Here is a 20,253-nt window from a genome sequence, read left to right as displayed (position 1 = left end):
TACTCTTAGGCTTGATAAGCGTAAGAAGATTTGAATGATTTCATAGCCTGGGTCAGCACTTGTTCATTTTCATCCGACATAGCACCCGAAGCATTAATTTCTTCAAGTACCTCAGGATGTTGCGTACGGACATAGCTCAGGAACTCAGCCTCAAAAGCCAAAGCTTTCGAAACAGGCACATCTTCATAGGAACCATTGTTGATACCCCACAAAGTTAATGCCATTTCAGCCGTACTAAGGGTGCTGAATTGCTTTTGCTTCATCAGTTCAGTCACAACTTCACCGTGTAAAAGTTGTTTTCTAGTAGCTTCATCAAGATCCGAAGCAAACTGAGAGAATGCCGCCAGTTCGCGATACTGAGCTAAAGCCAAACGGATACCGCCACCGAGTTTCTTAATAACTTTAGTTTGTGCGGCACCACCCACTCGTGATACAGAAATACCCGCATTGATTGCCGGACGGATACCAGAGTTGAACAAATCTGTTTCCAAGAAGATTTGGCCGTCTGTAATAGAAATTACGTTAGTTGGTACAAAAGCTGAAACGTCACCTGCTTGGGTCTCAATAATGGGGAGAGCAGTCAAAGAACCTGTTTTGCCTTTTACTTCGCCATTAGTCAGTTTTTCTACTTCATCGGCATTAATACGTGCGGCTCTTTCAAGCAAACGGCTGTGTAAATAGAATACGTCGCCAGGATAAGCTTCGCGACCGGGTGGTCGACGCAACAGCAATGATATTTGACGGTAAGCCACAGCTTGTTTAGACAAATCGTCGTAAACAATTAATGCATCTTCGCCGCGGTCTCGGAAAAATTCACCCATGGTACAGCCTGAATAGGGTGCAATAAATTGCAATGCCGCTGCCTCTGAAGCTGTGGCTGCAACTACAATGGTATGTTCCATTGCACCATATTCTTCCAACTTGCGCACCACGTTAGCAATAGAAGAAGCTTTTTGGCCTACTGCAACGTAAATACAAATAACACCGGTACCTTTTTGGTTAACAATCGCATCAAGTGCAACTGCTGTTTTGCCCGTTTGACGGTCACCGATAATCAACTCACGCTGACCACGACCAATAGGTACCATAGAATCGATTGATTTTATACCGGTTTGCATCGGTTGATCTACTGATTGGCGCGCAATAACACCCGGTGCAATCTTTTCGATTGGAGCTGTGAGTGTGGTGTTAATCGGACCTTTACCATCAATCGGATGGCCTAAGGCATTTACAACTCGACCCACTAATTCACGACCAATAGGCACTTCTAAAATACGACCGGTACACTTAACTTCGTCACCTTCTTTAATATGCTCATATTCACCCAGCACGACAGCACCTACGGAGTCGCGCTCCAAGTTCATAGCCAAACCGAACGTGTTGCCGGGGAATTCAAGCATTTCACCTTGCATAACGTCTGACAAGCCATGAATGCGCACAATACCGTCTGTAACAGAAATTACCGTACCTCGAGTGCGGATCTCTGCATTGACAGACAAATTTTCTATTTTGGCTTTAATCAAATCGCTAATTTCAGCAGGATTAAGCTGCATGAAAACTCTCCTAATTTGTCATAGCCGTATACAAAGCATTCAATTTACCTTGTAACGACAAATCCAGTACTTGGTCACCAATTTCAACTTTGACCCCACCAATCAATGACGTATCTACTTGAGTAGTAGCCACCAAGTTGGTACCAAAACGTTGTTGCAACTCATTGGTCAGATCATTTAACTGCGATTCATTTAGTGGATAAGCACTATAAATAACCGCTTGTTTTGTTTGATTTAGTGCCAAAGTTAAGTCTTGAAATTGCGCATAAACTTCAGGGAGAATCTGTAAGCGTTTTTGTTCGGCAAGCACCAATACAAAATTTTTCAGATTTGAGTCGCTTAGATCAACCAGCTTAGCCAAAGCATCTGCTTTTTCGGCGACACTTTGCTCCGGCTGCTCGACAAATGCAGCAACTTTTTCCTGTTGCACAACAGACGCTAATTCTTTTAGTCCGCCCAACCAAGACTGTATTTGGTTTTTCTCTTGTGCCAATCCGAACAATGCTTTCGCATAGGGTCTGGCAATTGTTGCGAACTCAGCCATAAGGTTACAGCTCCTGTTTTAGGGCACTTAACATTTGCGCATGCTTCTCAGCATTGACTTCGCTACGCAAAATGGATTCGGCACCTTTTACAGCCAATGCAGCAACTTGCTCACGCAAAGCTTCGCGAGCACGGTTAGTTTCCTGCTCTACGTCTGCTTTAGCTTGTGCTGTAATACGCGCAGCTTCGGTCGAAGCTTGAGTTTTTGCTTCTTCTACAATTTTCGCTGCACGTTTTTCGGCGTTTGCCACCATTTCGGCAACTTGGTTACGCCCATCAGCTAAGAGTTCTGCAACTTTCTTTTCTGCCTGTTCAAAATCGCTCTTACCGCGTTCGGCAGCAGCCAAACCTTCGGCGATTTTATCGGCGCGCTCGTCTAAGGCTTTTGCGATAGGTGGCCACACAAATTTCATGGTAAACCATACCAAACCGAAAAATACGATTAACTGCGCAAATAAGGTTGCATTAATATTCACTTTACTTAACCTTCGTATTTAGGGTTAATCAAACAGTGTTTCGTACAAATTCGAAACGCTTCCCTGTTCGGATTAGCCTGCAAACGGGTTAACGAAAGCAAACAGCAGAGCAATGGCCACACCGATCAAGAACGCAGCATCAATCAAACCGGCAATCAAGAACAGTTTGGTTTGCAGCGGGCCAATCAATTCAGGTTGGCGGGCAGAAGATTCCAAATATTTAGAACCTACCATGGCAATGCCGATGGACGCACCCAATGCACCCAATGCAACAATCAAACCACATGCGATAGCAATCAAACCCATTTTAAAACTCCTTAATTAAAAACAAAGGTTAAAAACTACGTTGAAAAAACCATTTTTTATGATGGGAAGCAAACCAATACAGATGATCAGTGTGCATCATGTGCTTGGCCGATATATACAAAAGCCAAAGCCATAAAGATAAATGCTTGCAGGGTAATAACCAAAATATGGAAAATAGCCCATACCAAACCGGCAAGAATATGGAATACAAACATGATCGGATCCATGATTCCTACGCTGCCGGATACCGCCCATGCGCCACCTAAAAGGGCGATCAGCAGGAATACCAATTCACCGGCATACATATTACCGAACAACCGCATACCGTGTGATACCGTTTTGGATAAGAACTCTACAATATTCAGAATAAAGTTTGCAGGAGCCAACATGGGGCCGAACGGGGCGGTGAACATCTCGTGCATCCAACCACCAAAGCCTTTAATCTTAATGTTATAGAAAATACAGATTAGCAAAACACCGATTGCCATGGCCAAAGTAGTGTTTAAGTCGGCAGTGGGAACCACGCGGAGTAGTGCATGGTGCTCACCGGTAGCCATCTGCCACCCCAAGGGCAGCAAATCCACGGGAAGCAAATCCATGGCATTCATCAAGAAAATCCACACAAACAAGGTTAAACCAAGCGGCGCAACAAATTTGCGTGATTGCTCGTTATGAACAATACTTTTACACATATCGTCCACAAACTCGAACAATATTTCTACTGCGGCCTGAAAACGGCCGGGTACTCCGGCAGTAGCTTTTTTTGCTCCGCGCCACAAGAAAAAGCTGCCTATGATACCCAACACAACCGCGAAAAATACGGCATCTAAGTTGATGAAGGAAAAATCAGCGATATTCTTAAGGCCTTGCCCTTGGGTTACATCCTGCAAACTGGTCAAGCTTTGTAAATGGTGCTTGATATAGTCTGCAGCAGTCATCGATTCACCTGCCATAGTCTCTAACTCTCAACAATGCTAAAAAAACCAGATGGCTGACTACAAATAACCCTGCTATATAGGGTAAAAATTTTAGCGTTTCGTGCCAAATTGCAAAGGTCACGATCATTAACACTAATGCCAGCATTACTTTTAAACCTTCTCCAAACAGAAAGATTTTTCCGGCCAAATGGGGGTAGGGCTTGAAAAGTTTTAAAAGTAATACCGCTGCTGCGGAAGGCAGCAAATAATTCAGGCCGCCTGCCAAGGCCGACCAAAATCCGCTTTCTCCACTGACTACCGCACACACAAAAGCAACTATTGCCAACGCAGCCAACTGCACATATAAAATCTTATTCATACAAGTGACTCAAAGGCATGATTAAGCGGGGCTACTATAATCAAGATGTGTTTAAGCGTCAAGACAATTGTTAACCTTTGTCAACTAAACATCTGCCTTAGTTTTGTTTGATATTACTGAAACTTGCTTACCTCTCACAAGCAGACTACATGATACTACACATCGTTAAAAATTAAACAGCGGATTATCTGTATATTTGTGAATATTCTGCTTTTTTTACTGTAAGTTCGGCACAATTTATTTTAAATCGAAGGCCGTCTGAAATGTTCAGACGGCCTTTGCTGAAGTTTGCCTAAATATAAACTTGTTTTTAGTAATCGTAATCGATGCCCAGCTGCTGTAAGAGATTTTCTAATGTTTCAGGGGTATCAAAATATAAAACGATTTTGCCTTTTTTCTGGTTTCTGCTCTGAACTTCCGCATTCACACCCAGTTTGTTGGTAATCGCTTCATTCAGACGGCGTATATCGGGGTTTATTTTTTTTGATGCGGCGGGTTTGTGCCCTTGTTGCAGCATTTGGCTGCGACGTTCGACTTCCCGTACCGACCATCCGTTCTTCACTGCTTTTTGAGCCAGCAATAATTGATCGACAACCGGCAAGGTTAATAATGCACGGGCATGGCCCATTTCCAAACGGCGTTGATAAAGCATATCTTGAACCGGCTCGGGCAAACCGAGCAATCGCAGGCTGTTTGATATGGCGCTGCGGCTTTTTCCTACGGCTTTGGCGATGGTTTCATGCGTGAGACTGAATTCGTCGGCCAAGCGTTTTAAACCGCGCGCTTCTTCAATGGGGTTAAGATTTTCGCGCTGGAGATTTTCAATCAAACCCATGGCTAGAGCTGTTTCATCGCTAATGCTTTTAATAACGACCGGAATTTCAGTCAAACCGGCAAGCTGGCTGGCACGCCAACGCCGCTCGCCTGCAATCAGTTCATATTGCGATAAGCCTCTTTCACGCACAATCACGGGCTGTATCACGCCCTGCGCTTTGATAGATTCTGCTAATTCATGCAGAGCCTCGTCATCCATTTGTACTCGGGGCTGATAGCGGCCCGGCTGGATATCAGACACGGCTACGGTTGTTAAGCGGTCGTTTCCGCCGTCGTCAATGTTGTTGGAGATAAGAGAATCTAAACCGCGGCCCAAGCCGCCTTTGGGTTTTGCCATACGAAGTATCCTTTTTTCAGACGGCCTAATTGTATCGGATATTGACTGTTGCCGCATACCTTGCTTTTAGGGCCGTCTGAAAAATGCGGGAAGGTTTCGCGTTATAATAGCGGCTCATTTAGCAAGAGAAATGATGACGATGAAAAAACCTATTATTATCGGCGTAGCCGGTGGCTCGGGCTCGGGTAAAACAACGGTATCTCAGGCAATTTACCGTGAATTCAGCGGCAGTCCGATTACCATTATCGAACAAGACTATTATTATAAAAATCAGCCCGAACTGCCTATTGAGGAGCGTAAGAAGCAGAATTACGACCATCCTTCTGCCTACGACAATGATTTATTGCTTAACCATATAAATCTGCTGCTGGCACGCAAAGCGGTGGACATTCCGCAATATGACTACACAAACTACATGCGCCATTCGGAAACCAAATACCAAGAACCGGTAGATGTGATTATTATCGAAGGTATTTTGGCTTTATATGATGAAAGAATCCGAAACTTAATGGATATCAAGCTGTTTGTGGATACTGATGCCGATTTGCGCTTTATCCGCCGAATGCTGCGCGATATTCAGGAACGCGGACGCTCGGTGGAATCGGTAGTTAAGCAATACACGGAACAAGTCCGCCCTATGCACAACCAATTTGTCGAACCGACCAAACGTCACGCCCATATTATCATTCCGTGCGACGAACAAAATAATGTGGCCATCGATGTATTGATAGCCAAAATCAGCACGGTATTACGGGAACGCATCGATCTTTCTTAGGCCGTGTCGTCAGAAAGCATTGCGGAGTTAAAAAAACCACCTCTTCACATCTTTCTGACGGCAGTTCTAATCTCTCATTTACAGGCGTTTTAATGAACTTGAAACGGTAAAAACGATAAATCCATCGTATACGCTTTGGGGTTGGACCAATCTACTTTAACGGTTATCCGGTCTTTCAGATAAGGTTTGGGATCCTGACCCATCGGCGGACTGACGAATGTGTACATTTCGCCGTTATCCGGATTCGGTGCTACGGCAATAATTTCATACCGGTCTACATAATCGCCGTCTCCCGTTTTCCTGCTCCACTCCCGTACTTCTTGTACGGCGGCTTGAATCTCAACTCCATGACTAATCGCCTGCTGCTGTCCTTGATACTTCGGCAACAAAATAAAAAATAAGATTCCGCCTAAAATCAATGCACTTATCCAAGTAATCGGATGCGGCAGGAAGATGCCCGCCAACAACGCAATAACGAATAAAATGCCCGCTATAACCAGTGTAGTAAAAGAAATCATTTTATGGCTACTTTCGCTCTATTACTAATCAGATAAGGTAAATATAGGAGCTTATTCTGTATTTTCAAATTATTAAGAGGCCGTCTGAAAAATTCAGACGGCCTGAGACCTTTGCCTATCGTCAATCAACTTATTTTTAATACAAGGCAGCAAGCCGAAGACAATACAGGTAGTACGCGCGCAACAACGCAGCAGTAAAAGTTAAGTTGATTGACTATATTTTTCAAAACTACCAATGAAGAGCCATATTATCTCTGTGTATCAACTCTTCTTCATTTATATAACCGAGTTTGGCAATAATCCGTTCAGACGGCGTGCGTAAAATTTTAGCAATCTCACCGCTGCTGTAATTGACCAAACCTCTGGCTATTTCTTTACCTTCGGTATTCAATACCGCAACCAACTCCCCGCGATGGAAATGACCATCTACCCGTAGGCAACCCACCGGCAATAAGCTGCGGCGCCCTTCGGTTAGTGCTTTGGCTGCTCCGTCGTCCACTGTAATTTTTCCTGCCTGCTGAACATGCCCCAGCAACCATTGTTTACGGGCCGCCACTCGGCTGTGGCTGCTGAAAAACAATGTACCGATGCTTTCTCCTTCGAGCAAACGAATCAAAACTTCCGGTTCCCGCCCTGAAGCCACTACCGTTGCCGCTCCGCTCAAAGCTGCACGTTTTGCTGCCAGCACTTTGGTGTACATACCGCCGGTGCCGACCCCGCTTCCTGCACCGCCTGCCATTTTTTCTAATTCGGGGTGCTCGGCCGAAATGCTGCGGATAAACTGCGCCTGAGGATTTTTGCGGGGATCGCTGTCATATAAGCCTTGTTGGTCGGTGAGAATAATTAAGGCATCGGCATCAACAAGATTGGCCACCAATGCTCCTAAAGTATCGTTGTCCCCCAGCTTGATTTCGTCGGTGGTAACCGTATCGTTTTCGTTAATAATCGGCACAATGCCTTTTTCAAGCAGAGTACGCAATGTGCTGCGGGCATTGAGATAACGGGTGCGGTTGCTTAAATCTTCATGTGTCAGCAAAATTTGCGCGGTGTGCACCTTATGTGGCCGAAACGCGGTTTCGTAAGCTTGCGCGATGCCCATTTGACCTACTGCGGCGGCGGCCTGCAATTCGTTTAATGCGGTAGGACGTTTCGGCCAACCCAAACGCTTAATGCCTTCTGCAATCGCTCCGCTGGATACAAACACTACATCGACACCTTTTTTCATTAAGGCAGTGATCTGATCGGCCCATTGATTAAGTGCGTTTTGATCTATGCCTTTTCCTTCGGCCGTAACCAAACTCGAGCCTACTTTTACAACAATCAAACGGGCATGGGATATATTTTCTACACGCATAGCAAGTTTTCATCCAAATATAAAATATCAAACAGCCGGTTTTTCAGACGGCCTATTCCCTATTCCGTCCGTGCCAAAAGTAACGCCAAACAAAAGCAGGAAAGGCAAAAATCAGATACAGGCAAATCACCACGGCGTAAAATTCCCAATCTTGATTATGAACAACGCCTGCCCGTGATTCGAGCACATACGCCAAGGCGGATGTAATACCGAACCCGATAAACAATTCAAATAAATGATGTCCGATATGCTTGCGTTTTAGCTTGAATACGCCCAGCAAACGCTGGGTCAGAAACGGTGCATTGGCAAAAATAAAAGCCAACAGCAGCAATATATACATTGATGAGGTCATGATACACCTTAATGTTTTCAGACGGCCGTCTGAACATTTATCCGAATCCGGCATATTAACAAAAACGGCAGCTTTCGGGGCTGCCGTTGATGTCTCTGCGCTTAATATATTGATCAAAGAGTATTTTGCAATGCTTTTAAGCACCAATCCATAACGCTTTGCGGCATAACACCCCATACCAGCAACAGCGCTGCATTAATAGACAAAAACACTTTCGTTGCCACATTGCTGCCGATAGGGTGGTCGCTGCCGGCAGGATCAAAATACATAACTTTTACCACCCGCAGGTAATAGAAAGCACCAATCAAACTCATGATAACCGCAAATACCGACAGCCATACATAGCCCTCGGAAAGCAGAGCCTTAATCACAGCAAATTTTGCATAAAAGCCCATCAGCGGAGGGATGCCTGCCATAGAGAACATAGCCAACAGCATCAGGAAAGCATACCAAGCGTTACGCTGGTTCAAACCCGCCAAATCGCTTACTTCTTCACACTCAAACGATTCGTTAGACAACAACATCAATACACCGAAACCTACCATACCCATCACCACATAAGTAATGGCGTAATACAAACCGGCGGTGAAGCCCAAGGCTCCTGCTAAAAAAGCGAGCAGAATAAAGCCCATATGCGAAATGGTCGAATAGGCAAACATACGTTTGATATTGGTTTGCATAATAGCAGCCAGATTACCCAGCACCAACGAAGCTACGGCCAAAATAGCCAGCATTTTCGACCAATCGGCACTTTCGGTATTCAACCCTGAAACCAAAATGCGGAACGCAAAAATGACTGCGGCAATTTTAGGTACGGTACCGATAAAAGCGGCAACCGAAGTAGGTGCACCTTGGTACACATCGGGCACCCACATGTGAAAAGGTACTGCACCCAACTTAAATGCAACCGCTACTACGATGAAAATCACACCTAATTTCAGTAACCAGCCGTGTGCGTTACCTTGACGTGCATATTCCTGAATGGCGGCAAATTCCAAAGAACCGGTTGCTCCGTATACCATAGAAATACCGTAAAGCAACAAACCCGAAGCCAACGCACCCAAAACAAAATATTTCAAGGCAGCTTCGGCTGCTTTAGCCGAATCGCGGCGCAAAGCAATCATGGCATAAAGAGAAAGTGACAACAGTTCCAAGCCGATATAAGCGGTCAGAAAATGTCCTGCACTTACCATCACGCTCATACCAATCAAACCGAAAAGCGACAAGGTATAGAATTCACCTTTGAAAATGTTTCTCGATTCGTTATACGGCTTACTGTATACAAACAATCCGAATAACGCCGCATACATTACCATTTTAGATAACTGCGACATACCGTCGGCAATATACATACCGCTGAAAGTAGCGACGCTGCCCGGCGCCCAAACCAACCATTGTGTTACTGCCACGGCCACCAGAGAAACCAAACTCAGCAAATGAGTAATATAGCGGTTTTCATCTTTCAACCATAAATCAACCAATAACACAATACCTAATGCCGAAAGCAAAACGATTTCAGGCATGGCGGGAATTAAATTCAAATCTGTCCAGTTCATTCACACACCTCAAATTTTGCTTTGCGCTACTTGTACAATCAAATCATTGGCAGCCTGATGGATCACCGCAATAAACGGCTCCGGCCACAAACCCATACCCAAAACAGCAAACGCGAGTATGGCTAAAATAGCAAATTCGCGGCAATTTACATCTTTCATCTCTTTTACTTCGGGATTTTTAATCTCTCCGAAAATAACGCGTTTATACATCCACAAAGTATAAGAAGCACCGTAAATCAGGGTAATAGCAGCGAGTGCACCAACCCACAAGTTCACTTCTACCGCCCCCATGATAACCATAAACTCGCCTACAAAACCCGAGGTGGCGGGCAAACCGGCATTAGCCATACCAAACAACATCATAAAGGCGGCAAACTTAGGCATAACATTCACCACACCGCCATAATCGGCAATATTGCGGCTGTGCAGCCTGTCGTACATGACGCCGATGCACATAAACATCGCGGCAGAAACAAAACCGTGTGAAATCATTTGGATGATGGCACCTTTAAGCGCCCAATCATTCAATTGGCCGTAATCACCGCCACTAAATAAACCTGCAAAAGCAAACAAACCCAGTGTGACGAAACCCATATGACTGATAGAAGAATAAGCAACCAGTTTTTTCATATCAGTCTGCACCAATGCCACCATGCCGATATAAATCACGGCAATCAGGCTCAACACCACTACGGCAGGAGCAAAGTAACGTGATGCATCGGGCAAAATCGGCAAAATAAAACGCAGGAAACCGTATGCCCCAACTTTCAAAGTAATGGCAGCCAATACCATCGAACCGCCCGTAGGTGCTTCAACGTGGGCATCAGGCAACCATGTATGCACAGGCCACATCGGTACTTTAACGGCAAACGACAGAAAGAATGCGATAAACAAAAGCTGTTGGACGCCCAAAGGAATCTGCTTCAGATTTTGGAAATCGACAATCGAGAAACTGCCGCCTGTTTGATAAGAAAGATAAACCAGAGCCACCAACATCAACAGGGAGCCCATCAGTGTATAGAGAAACAGCTTAACAGAAGCGTATACACGGCGAGGCCCACCCCACATACCGATGATCAGGTAAAGCGGAATCAGCATGCCTTCGAAGAATACATAAAACAGAATGGCATCTTGAGCGGCAAAAGCACCATTGATCAAACCCGACATAATCAGGAAAGCAGCCATATATTGTGCGGCACGCTTTTGAATAACCTCCCAACCGGCCAGCACTACCATCAGGGTAATAAAGGCATTCAAGATGATAAACAACACTGAAATGCCGTCCACGCCTAACGCATAATGAATGTTTAGCGCAGGAATCCATTGGTAGAACTCTTGGAACTGATAACCGCCGCTTAAGCGATCGAATTGCGTGAACAATGGCAGCGTTACCAAAAATCCGGCCAGTGCTCCGATAAAGGCAAGTACGCGTGCAAGCGGGGCACGATTATCCGAGCCCGTAGCCAACACCAGCACACCGGCGATAATCGGCACCCATATTGCCAAGCTGAGTAGGTTGTTGAAAAACATAGTCATAGCCTGTGGTTTATCAAAATAAAGTTTTTGTTATTCGGGTAAATCTAAATCTTTTCCGTATTGCTGTTTTTCATGAAGAAAGCTTTTTCAGACGGCCTTATTTAAACCATAAGCCCCAGAAAAACGCCACTACCAGCACCAGCACACCCGTTACCATAAAGGCAGCATAAGTGTAAATAAAGCCGGTTTGCATCTTACGGACTTGAGAGGCAATGGCACCAACCAACTTGGCCGAGCCGTTTACCAACCCATTATCGATAATGGCTGTGTCACCAACCTTCCAAAAGAAGTTGCCCAATGCGCGGCTGCCTTTGGCAAATACGTTGTAGTAAATCGTATCTAAATAGTATTTATTATCCAAAAGTTTATAGATCGGGCTAAATGCAGAAGCGATTTTCGCCGGCAGATGCGGTGCTTTCACATACAACACCCATGCGGTAACCACGCCTGCAATGGCAAGATATAACACAGGGGTATGCAAACTGTGTGAAACCATAGCCAAGGGGCCGTGGAATGCTTCTTTCATTTGCGCCATAACCGGATGCGCTTCATGGTTGACATAAATCACATCTTTGAAGAAATCGCCGTATAGCATGGGTTCGATGGCAATATAGCCGATGATTACCGACGGAATCGCCAACAAAATCAGCGGCAAAGTAACCACCCAAGGGCTTTCGTGCGGATTGTCGTTTTTACCCAAGCCGTGATGGTGACCGTCATCGTGGCCGTCTGAATGGTGTTCATGATGGATTTCACGCCACTTTTCTTTACCGTGGAAAACCATAAAGTATTGGCGGAATGCATAAAAAGCTGTAACGAATACGCTGGCGAGCACGGCAAAGTAAGCAAAGCCGCTACCGGGCAGATCGCTAAAATGCACGGCTTCAATAATCGAATCTTTCGAATAGAAACCTGAAAACAGAGGCGTGCCGATAAGAGACAAGTTACCAATCAACATAGTGATCCAGGTAATCGGCATGTATTTTTTCAGATTGCCCATATGGCGCATATCTTGGTCGTGATGCATACCGATAATGGCACTACCCGCTGCTAAGAACAGCAATGCTTTGAAGAAAGCATGGGTCATCACATGGAACATGGCGATTGAGTAGGCAGACACGCCCAAGGCCACAGTCATATAACCTAATTGAGACAAGGTAGAATAAGCCACCACGCGTTTAATATCGTTTTGGATCGTACCGAGAAAGCCCATAAAGAGCGCAGTAATCGCACCGATTACCATAATCACCGAAAGTGCCGTAGTAGACAATTCATAAATCGGCGACATGCGCGATACCATAAACAAACCGGCCGTTACCATGGTTGCCGCATGAATCAATGCAGAAATAGGTGTCGGACCTTCCATCGAATCGGGAAGCCAAACATGCAGCGGGAACTGGGCAGATTTACCCATCGCACCCACAAATAACAGCAGGCAGGTTACGGTAATTAAATCCCAACCGAAAATCTGCATGCCTACTACATTTGGCAAATAAGCAAACACATCGGCATAACGCAAGCTGCCGCCGAAATAGGCCAATACCAAACCGATACCTAAGATGAAACCGAAGTCACCGACGCGGTTAACCAAAAAAGCCTTCAAGTTTGCAAAAATCGCGCTTTCACGTTTGAAATAAAAACCGATGAGCAGATAAGAAACCAAACCTACGGCTTCCCAACCGAAAAACAACTGAATGAAGTTATTGCTCATCACCAGCATCAACATGCTGAACGTAAACAACGAGATATAACTGAAGAAGCGTTGGTAGCCTACTTTCTCGTCGTGCATATAACCAATGGTATAGATATGCACCATTAAAGAAACGCTGGTTACCACCACCATCATCATGGCTGTTAAAGTGTCTACTAAAAATCCGACAGAAAAATCTATCCCGCCCATGGTTAACCATGTGTATACATTTTCATCGAATTTGGGGCGCGAGCCGTTAATAAAGCCCCACAACACATAAGCCGATAATACGGCGGAAACGGCTACGCCTAAAATGGTTACCGTGTGCGCACCGGCACGGCCGATTTTATTGCCGAACAAACCGGCCAGCAGAGAACCTGCCAGCGGAATCAGAGCAATCGCCAGATATAAGCTCATATCGTTCATTTTTCTTATTTCTCCCGATTAACCCTTCAAACTGTTCAAATCCGCTACATTAATCGTGTTGCGGTTACGGAATACCAATACCATAATCGCCAAACCGATGGCAGACTCGGCTGCCGCAACAGTTAGCACGAAGAACACGAAAATCTGCCCCGCAGTATCGCCAAGGTATTGTGAAAACGCGATAAAGTTAAAATTCACTGCCAACAGCATCAACTCGATCGACATCAACAATACCAACACGTTTTTGCGGTTCATAAAGATACCCATCGCACTGATGCCGAACAGCAAGGCGGCGAGCACCAAATAATGCGTAATCGTAATCATGCTTTGCCCTCCTCTGCCGGGCCGTCTGAATCTGTTTCAGGCTGTGCGGGCTTATGCACCACAGCTTCCATTTTCACCATACGCATACGGCCTTCTTTGGCATTCACTTTCACTTGATCGGCAGGATTAATATATTTGGGGTTAACCGTTTTGCGGTGTACCAACGCAATCGCTGCCACCATGCCCAGCACCAACAGCACCGCAGCCAATTCGAACGGCAGCAAATAAGTGGTGTAAATTTGACTGCCCAAATCGCGCACGTTGCTGTAATCGGCGGGAATATCTTTCATGGGGCCGAATGCGGCCAAATTGGTATCAGGTGCAACCAAAATCAAAATAAGCGCCACCGCCATCAACACGCCTACGGTAAATGCAACGGGGGCATTGCGCCAAAAGCCCGCACGCATTTCTTCGATGTCGATGTTCAACATCATCACCACAAACAGGAACAGCACCATTACTGCGCCAACATACACCACAACCAAGGTAATGCCCAAAAATTCGGCCTGCATCAGCATCCACATCATTGCCGACATACAGAAAGTAAGCACCAAATACAAAGAAGCGTGCACCGGGTTTTTGGCGGTAACGGTTTTTACCGCACCGAATAGGATAATGGCCGCCAATATATAGAACATAATCAGAGAAAAAGTCATGGTTCTGTTCCTTTAGCGGTAGGGTGCATCGGCAGCTTTGCGTTTGGCGATTTCGGCTTCGTATTTGTCACCAATCGCCAGCAGCATGGGTTTGGTGTAGTGCAAATCGCCGCGCTTCTCACCGTGGTATTCGAGAATATGGGTTTCCACAATGGCATCAGTCGGGCAGGCTTCTTCGCAAAAGCCGCAAAAAATGCACTTGGTCAAATCGATATCGTAACGGGTGGTACGGCGGCTGCCGTCTTCGCGCTGTTCACTTTCAATATTAATCGCCATTGCCGGGCAAACCGCTTCACACAGTTTGCAGGCAATGCAGCGCTCTTCCCCGTTCGGATAGCGACGCTGGGCATGCAGGCCGCGAAAACGCACGGACTGCGGCGTTTTTTCTTCGGGGAACATAATCGTTTCTTTGCGGGCGAAAAAGTTTTTGAGCGTAACGCCCATGCCTTTTACCAATTCGCCGAGCAGGAAGGTTTTTACTAAATTAGCCATAATTCACTCTCTCCCTTATTTCCACAAACTCAAGGGCGAAATCATCCACAAGCCGAGCAATACGATGCACACAAAAGTTACCGGAATCAGCACTTTCCAGCCCAAACGCATAATTTGGTCGTAACGGTAGCGCGGGAAAGTGGCACGAATCCACAAATAGCCGTAAAGGATAAAGGCCATTTTCAAGAACATCCAAAATGCGCTCGGCGTACCGATAATGCCCCAGCTTTGCGGGAACGGAGACAGCCAACCGCCTAAGAACATGATGGCGGTAAGCGCACCGATCAGAATCATGAAAATATATTCGGCAAGGAAGAACAGGGCAAATGCAAAGCCCGAATACTCCACATGGAAACCGGCCACGATTTCCGACTCGCCTTCGGCAACGTCGAACGGTGCACGGTTGGTTTCGGCTACGGCGGAAATCAGATACACGATGAATACAGGGAACAAAGCAAACCAGTTCCAAGAGAAAATCGAACCGCCGGCAATGCCTTGGGCTTGGCTGGCAACAATTTCTTTGAAATTCATGCTGCCCGAAACCATTACCACACATACCAATGCCGCACCCATGGCAATTTCATAAGAAATGGTTTGGGCTGAAGAACGCATGGCACCTAAGAACGAATATTTGGAGTTGGAAGCCCAACCCGCAATAATCACTCCATATACGGACAGAGAGGTAATCATCAGAATATACAACAAACCCGCATCCACATTGGTCAGCAGCCATTCATCAGAAAACGGAATCACCGCCCAAGCTGCAAACGCAGGCATCAGCGACATCATCGGGCCGATATAAAACAACGCTTTATTCGACAGTTTGGGGCGGGTAACTTCTTTAAACAGCAACTTCAACACGTCGGCAAAGGGCTGAATCAAACCAAACGGGCCGGTTACGTTCGGGCCGACGCGCAGCTGCATATAGCCGATTACCTTACGCTCGAAGTAGGTAAGATACGCCACCGTCAAAATCAACGGGATCAAGATAATCACGATTTTCAGCACAATCGAAACGATTAAGCCGATCTCATTACCCAACAAGGCTTGGAACCATTCCTGCATGATTAACCCCGCGTCAGTTCGATAGTGTTCATCAACGCACCCGACGCAGCATTTTCAGTATGCAGCGGCAGATACACAACATTTTCAGGCAGGCCCGCATCGGCGCTTACACGCACACCAACGGTTGCGCTGCCCTGCCCTGCCTGCACGGCCTCGCCGTCTTGCAAGCCCAAAGCAGCCAAGGTGTTCGGATGAATACGGGCGGCAGGCACTTGTGCATGTGAAGTCGCTTGCAACGGAGCGGAGCGGCGCACAATCGCATCGGTATGGTAGATGCCCACACCGCCTACGCGCACCAAACCGGAGGCCGTCTGAACGGCTTCGCCTTGCCAAGTGCTGCGGTTGTTGAGTTTTTCAGGCAGGCTTTCTTTGTTTACCGCTTCTCTCAACACCTGCTCGCTGCTGTCGTATTCGAAGCCTTCCAGCTCGAATACATTGCCCAGCACACGCAAAACTTTCCACAACGGACGCGAATCGGCAAAGCCTTTTACCACACCGTGGAACGATTGCAGACGGCCTTCCATGCTGATGAAGCTGCCCGATGTTTCAGTAAACGGCGCGATCGGCAACATCACATCGCACACTTCGCGCAAGGTTTCGCTTTCAAACGGCGTAAACGCCATCACGCTTTGGGCTTGCTTCAATGCAGCGACCGCTTTACCGCCGTTTGCCACATCAATTTCAGGCTCTACATTCAACAGCAACACGGCTTTTTTCGGTTGCGCCAACATTTCTTGAATGCTGTTGCCGCGGTTCACGCCCAACACATCCGCACCCACGCTGTTGGCGGCTTGCGGCAGAACGCCTAAAACCGCACCGGTGGCATCGGCCAATTCCTGAGCGGCAGCATAAACCGCCGCATAATCAGGGTGGTTTTGCACTTCGGCACCCAACACAATTGCCGCTTTCTCAGCATTTTTCAGGCTACCTGAAACGGCGTTTTCAAGGTCTTGCGCCATATTTTTCAGACGGCCTGCCCATTCGTTCGGATGTACGGCTTCTTGTGCCAACAAAGGCATGTGCAATTCTTCTTTGCTGCTCGCCATGATGCTCAGAGCCATATAAGACTTGGCGGCACGGCGCAAACGGGCAGTCAGCAGCGGTTGTTCTTTGCGCAGATTCGCGCCTACAACCAGCACGGCATCGGCATTGCCCAAACTTTCAATGCTTTGACCCAGCCATTGCGCACCTTTCAAGCTGCCCGCAAGGCGGCTGTCTTGCTGCATCAAGCGTGTGTCGAAATGCTTGATATTGAGGCCGTCTGAAAGTTTTTTGGCCAGATACAGCTCTTCAACGGTATTCATCGGGTTCGCCCAAATACCTACCGCATCTTGGCCGTCTTCTTTTTGAATGCAATCTAAGGTTTTACGCACATATTCGAGTGCAGTTTGCCAATCCACTTCATGCCATTGGCCGCCGTGTTTGATTTTCGGGGTTTTCAGACGGCTTTCGTGATACAGGCCTTCGTAGGCGAAGCGGTCGCGATCGGAAATCCAGCATTCGTTCACGGCTTCGTTTTCCAACGGCAACACACGGCGCACGGTGTGGTCTTTGGTTTGCACGATTAAATTGCTGCCCAAAGCATCATGCGCAGAAATGGTTTTACGGCGGCTCAATTCCCAAGAACGGGCATCGTAGCGGAACGGTTTGCTGGTTAAGGCACCCACCGGACACAAATCAATCACGTTGCCGGACAATTCGGTTTCCACCGCTTTGCCGATAAACGGCATGATTTCGGAAAACTCGCCGCGATTGGCCATAGCGATTTCCTGCAAACCGGCAATCTCTTCGGTAAAGCGCACACAGCGGGTACAGTGGATACAGCGGCTCATTTCTTCCGCCGACACCAACGGCCCCATATCTTTGGGTACAACCGAGCGTTTTTCTTCTTGATAACGGCTCGACGATTTACCGTAGCCCACGGCCAAATCCTGCAGCTGACACTCACCGCCCTGGTCGCAAATCGGGCAATCCAGCGGATGGTTGATGAGCAGAAATTCCATCACGCCTTCCTGCGCCTGCTTGGCCTTGGCGGAATGGGTATGCACCACCATGCCGTCTGTTACCGGCGTGGCACAGGCAGGCAGGGGTTTGGGGGCTTTTTCCACCTCCACCAAGCACATGCGGCAGTTGGCGGCAATGGATAATTTTTTGTGGTAGCAGAAATGCGGGATATAAGTGCCCAGCTCGTGCGCCGCTTCCATTACGGTCGCACCCTGCTTGACTGCAATCTGTTTACCGTCGATTTCAATTTGTAACATGGTGTGTTTCCTAGTTACGGTTTTATTCAAAAATTTTTTAAGTTCAGGCATTCAAACAACCGGCCTGCATCTTCATACTTCAGTTTTTCAGGAAAACCAATATCGGTTCATTTCTGCCAACCATTCAGCGGTAATGGGATAGCCGCTTTTTTCACCGATGACACTGTCGATACCGCAATAAGGGCACCATACTGTGTCATGACCATCCTCTTCAGGTATAAAGTCTTCCGCTTTTAATTCGCTCGACAAGAAGATTCTTTGGCAGTGGAAACAGCCACAAATTTGTTCTTCTTTCAGCATCTTACCGTTACGAAGGCAATATTGATGAGCATCCTCAAGCTGATGTGGCTCTATAATCGTTTTCATCTCTGAGATTAGCACCACTTATGCTCTTTAGCCGGTTTGCCATGCTCGATATAGTGTTCAAACTCATGGCGGAAATGCTTGGTAAAGCTGCGCACGGGGAATACGGCGGCATCGGCCAAGGCGCAGATAGTGCGGCCGGCCATGTTGTTGCCGACCGAATCGAGCAAGTCCAAATCTTCGGGGCGGCCTTTGCCTTCGGCAATACGGTGCACCACGCGGTACAGCCAGCCTGTACCCTCGCGGCAGGGTGTGCATTGGCCGCAGGATTCTTCGTGGTAGAAGTAGCTCAAGCGTTCGAGGGCTTTTACCATGCACACGTCTTCGTCCATCACGATAATCGCGCCCGAACCGAGCATGGAACCTGCTTTGGCGATGGAATCGTAATCCATGTTCAAGGTCATCATTACTTCGCCGGGCAGTACGGGCGCAGACGAACCGCCGGGAATCACGGCTTTGAGTTTTTTGCCGTCTTTCATGCCGCCGGCCATTTCCAGCAGTTTGGCAAACGGCGTACCCAACGGCACTTCGTAGTTGCCGGGGCGTTCAACGTGGCCGGAAATGGAAAACAGCTTGGTGCCACCTGCATTTTCGATGCCTTTGTCGGCAAAGGTTTGTCCGCCGTCACGGATAATGAACGGCACCGAAGCAAAGGTTTCGGTGTTGTTGATGGTGGTGGGTTTTCCGTACAGGCCGTATGAAGCGGGGAACGGCGGTTTGAAGCGCGGTTGGCCTTTCTTGCCTTCGAGCGACTCCAGCAAAGCGGTTTCTTCGCCGCAGATATATGCGCCGTAACCGTGGGCGGCAAATAGCTCGAAGCTGAAATCCGTTCCCATGATGTTTTTACCCAAGAAACCGGCTTGGCGGGCTTCGGCTAAAGCTTCTTCAAAACGCTGGTAACCTTCGAAGATTTCGCCGTGGATATAGTTATAGCCTGCTTCCGCACCCATTGCGTATCCGGCAATGATCATGCCTTCAATCAACGCATGGGGGTTGAAGTTGATGATGTCACGGTCTTTGAATGTGCCGGGTTCGCCTTCGTCGGTGTTGCAGACGACGTATTTCGCACCGGGGAAGGAACGGGGCATAAAGCTCCATTTCAAACCGGTGGGGAAGCCCGCACCGCCGCGCCCGCGCAAGCCCGAAGTCTTGACTTCGGCAATCACGTCGTCTTGCGACATGTTTTCAGTCAGGATTTTACGCAGCGCTTGGTAGCCGCCGCGCGCTTGGTATGCTTCCAAGTGCCAACAGTCGGGATTGCGGGTATCGACGTTTTCAAAAATCACGCCTGATTGGAAAATAGCCATTTGCTTAGCCCTAATCGGTTAATCTTCTTCAATCTTTTGTTTTGCCGCCCAACCGCCTGATGCGGTTATGCGCTGATATTTTGTTTACATGCCTGTCTGAAAGGTTTTCAGACGGCCTTTCAGGTAGCCTTGTTGAGGCCGTCTGAAACAGGGATTTTTTAAAGTGTTTAATTTCAAATGCTTGGCCGTATCGGATTCAAATGCCTTCAATGTTTTGTAGGTCGGATTCTTGA

21 protein-coding genes are annotated in these 20,253 nt (G+C 47.2%); 1 reads left to right on the top strand and 20 read right to left on the bottom strand.

The features are described from left to right. Positions 1-5: 5 nt before the first annotated feature. The 7 genes from atpA to LVJ88_RS00360 all read right to left on the bottom strand — a co-directional run bounded on the left by atpA (position 6) and on the right by LVJ88_RS00360 (position 5,345). Positions 6-1,553, bottom strand: a complete 1,548-nt coding sequence (gene atpA / locus LVJ88_RS00390; RefSeq protein WP_085418528.1) for a F0F1 ATP synthase subunit alpha — start codon at positions 1,551-1,553, stop codon at positions 6-8. 10 nt (positions 1,554-1,563) lie between these two features. Next, positions 1,564-2,097: a F0F1 ATP synthase subunit delta gene (locus LVJ88_RS00385; protein ID WP_085418529.1), complete on the bottom strand. Its 534-nt coding sequence runs from the start codon at positions 2,095-2,097 to the stop codon at positions 1,564-1,566. Between the two features lie 4 nt (positions 2,098-2,101). Next, entirely contained in the window at positions 2,102-2,572 is a 471-nt protein-coding gene (locus LVJ88_RS00380) for a F0F1 ATP synthase subunit B (protein ID WP_054600633.1), read from the bottom strand. A gap of 72 nt (positions 2,573-2,644) precedes the next feature. Further along, complete coding sequence (atpE, locus tag LVJ88_RS00375; protein ID WP_004284425.1) at positions 2,645-2,878, bottom strand: F0F1 ATP synthase subunit C; 234 nt, start codon at positions 2,876-2,878, stop codon at positions 2,645-2,647. A gap of 86 nt (positions 2,879-2,964) precedes the next feature. After that, the gene (gene atpB / locus LVJ88_RS00370) at positions 2,965-3,831 is read right to left on the bottom strand and encodes a F0F1 ATP synthase subunit A (protein ID WP_054600634.1); all 867 of its coding nucleotides are present in this window, start codon (positions 3,829-3,831) and stop codon (positions 2,965-2,967) included. Next, positions 3,821-4,174, bottom strand: a complete 354-nt coding sequence (locus tag LVJ88_RS00365) for an ATP synthase subunit I (protein WP_085418530.1) — start codon at positions 4,172-4,174, stop codon at positions 3,821-3,823. The genes atpB and LVJ88_RS00365 overlap by 11 nt, the downstream gene beginning before the upstream one ends. A gap of 310 nt (positions 4,175-4,484) precedes the next feature. Next, a complete protein-coding gene (locus tag LVJ88_RS00360) occupies positions 4,485-5,345 on the bottom strand; it encodes a ParB/RepB/Spo0J family partition protein (protein ID WP_054600636.1) in 861 nt (286 codons plus the stop codon). A gap of 139 nt (positions 5,346-5,484) precedes the next feature. Here LVJ88_RS00360 and udk point away from each other — a divergent pair, with 139 nt between their 5' ends. Then, positions 5,485-6,120, top strand: coding sequence for a uridine kinase (gene udk, locus LVJ88_RS00355; RefSeq protein WP_233127594.1), 636 nt, complete (start codon positions 5,485-5,487; stop codon positions 6,118-6,120). 89 nt (positions 6,121-6,209) lie between these two features. Here udk and LVJ88_RS00350 read toward each other — a convergent pair whose 3' ends face one another. The 13 genes from LVJ88_RS00350 to nuoF all read right to left on the bottom strand — a co-directional run bounded on the left by LVJ88_RS00350 (position 6,210) and on the right by nuoF (position 20,020). Further along, a complete protein-coding gene (locus tag LVJ88_RS00350; RefSeq protein WP_233127596.1) occupies positions 6,210-6,638 on the bottom strand; it encodes a hypothetical protein in 429 nt (142 codons plus the stop codon). A 229-nt stretch (positions 6,639-6,867) separates the two neighbouring features. Continuing rightward, complete coding sequence (gene proB / locus LVJ88_RS00345) at positions 6,868-7,992, bottom strand: glutamate 5-kinase (RefSeq protein ID WP_085418531.1); 1,125 nt, start codon at positions 7,990-7,992, stop codon at positions 6,868-6,870. A gap of 52 nt (positions 7,993-8,044) precedes the next feature. Next, a complete protein-coding gene (locus LVJ88_RS00340) occupies positions 8,045-8,344 on the bottom strand; it encodes a DUF2818 family protein (protein ID WP_085418532.1) in 300 nt (99 codons plus the stop codon). A 113-nt stretch (positions 8,345-8,457) separates the two neighbouring features. Beyond that, on the bottom strand, positions 8,458-9,900 hold the full coding sequence (nuoN, locus tag LVJ88_RS00335; protein WP_085418533.1) for an NADH-quinone oxidoreductase subunit NuoN: 1,443 nt from the start codon (positions 9,898-9,900) through the stop codon (positions 8,458-8,460). A 9-nt stretch (positions 9,901-9,909) separates the two neighbouring features. Beyond that, positions 9,910-11,430, bottom strand: a complete 1,521-nt coding sequence (locus tag LVJ88_RS00330; protein ID WP_054599415.1) for an NADH-quinone oxidoreductase subunit M — start codon at positions 11,428-11,430, stop codon at positions 9,910-9,912. 103 nt (positions 11,431-11,533) lie between these two features. Continuing rightward, the gene (gene nuoL, locus LVJ88_RS00325; protein ID WP_085418534.1) at positions 11,534-13,552 is read right to left on the bottom strand and encodes an NADH-quinone oxidoreductase subunit L; all 2,019 of its coding nucleotides are present in this window, start codon (positions 13,550-13,552) and stop codon (positions 11,534-11,536) included. A gap of 18 nt (positions 13,553-13,570) precedes the next feature. Continuing rightward, on the bottom strand, positions 13,571-13,876 hold the full coding sequence (nuoK, locus tag LVJ88_RS00320) for an NADH-quinone oxidoreductase subunit NuoK (RefSeq protein ID WP_009115728.1): 306 nt from the start codon (positions 13,874-13,876) through the stop codon (positions 13,571-13,573). Continuing rightward, the gene (locus LVJ88_RS00315) at positions 13,873-14,532 is read right to left on the bottom strand and encodes an NADH-quinone oxidoreductase subunit J (protein WP_085356625.1); all 660 of its coding nucleotides are present in this window, start codon (positions 14,530-14,532) and stop codon (positions 13,873-13,875) included. The genes nuoK and LVJ88_RS00315 overlap by 4 nt, the downstream gene beginning before the upstream one ends. Positions 14,533-14,544: 12 nt before the next feature. Then, on the bottom strand, positions 14,545-15,024 hold the full coding sequence (gene nuoI / locus LVJ88_RS00310) for an NADH-quinone oxidoreductase subunit NuoI (protein ID WP_009115726.1): 480 nt from the start codon (positions 15,022-15,024) through the stop codon (positions 14,545-14,547). 15 nt (positions 15,025-15,039) lie between these two features. Then, positions 15,040-16,089 (bottom strand): NADH-quinone oxidoreductase subunit NuoH, encoded by a 1,050-nt coding sequence (gene nuoH / locus LVJ88_RS00305; RefSeq protein ID WP_009119545.1) that lies wholly within the window; start codon positions 16,087-16,089, stop codon positions 15,040-15,042. Positions 16,090-16,091: 2 nt separating this feature from the next. Beyond that, positions 16,092-18,350 carry an NADH-quinone oxidoreductase subunit NuoG gene (gene nuoG, locus LVJ88_RS00300; protein ID WP_085418543.1) on the bottom strand — a complete coding sequence of 753 codons (2,259 nt, stop codon included), beginning with the start codon at positions 18,348-18,350 and terminating at the stop codon, positions 16,092-16,094. A gap of 87 nt (positions 18,351-18,437) precedes the next feature. Then, positions 18,438-18,716 (bottom strand): hypothetical protein, encoded by a 279-nt coding sequence (locus LVJ88_RS00295; protein ID WP_085418544.1) that lies wholly within the window; start codon positions 18,714-18,716, stop codon positions 18,438-18,440. An 8-nt stretch (positions 18,717-18,724) separates the two neighbouring features. Continuing rightward, the gene (gene nuoF, locus LVJ88_RS00290) at positions 18,725-20,020 is read right to left on the bottom strand and encodes an NADH-quinone oxidoreductase subunit NuoF (RefSeq protein WP_009119547.1); all 1,296 of its coding nucleotides are present in this window, start codon (positions 20,018-20,020) and stop codon (positions 18,725-18,727) included. Positions 20,021-20,253 lie beyond the last annotated feature (233 nt).

Origin of the sequence: Neisseria dumasiana (genome assembly GCF_022870885.1) — a bacterium.
Taxonomy (GTDB): Bacteria; Pseudomonadota; Gammaproteobacteria; order Burkholderiales; family Neisseriaceae; genus Neisseria; species Neisseria dumasiana.
Note: the sequence above shows the minus strand (reverse complement) of the source record. Positions and strands in the feature narration are given on the sequence as shown.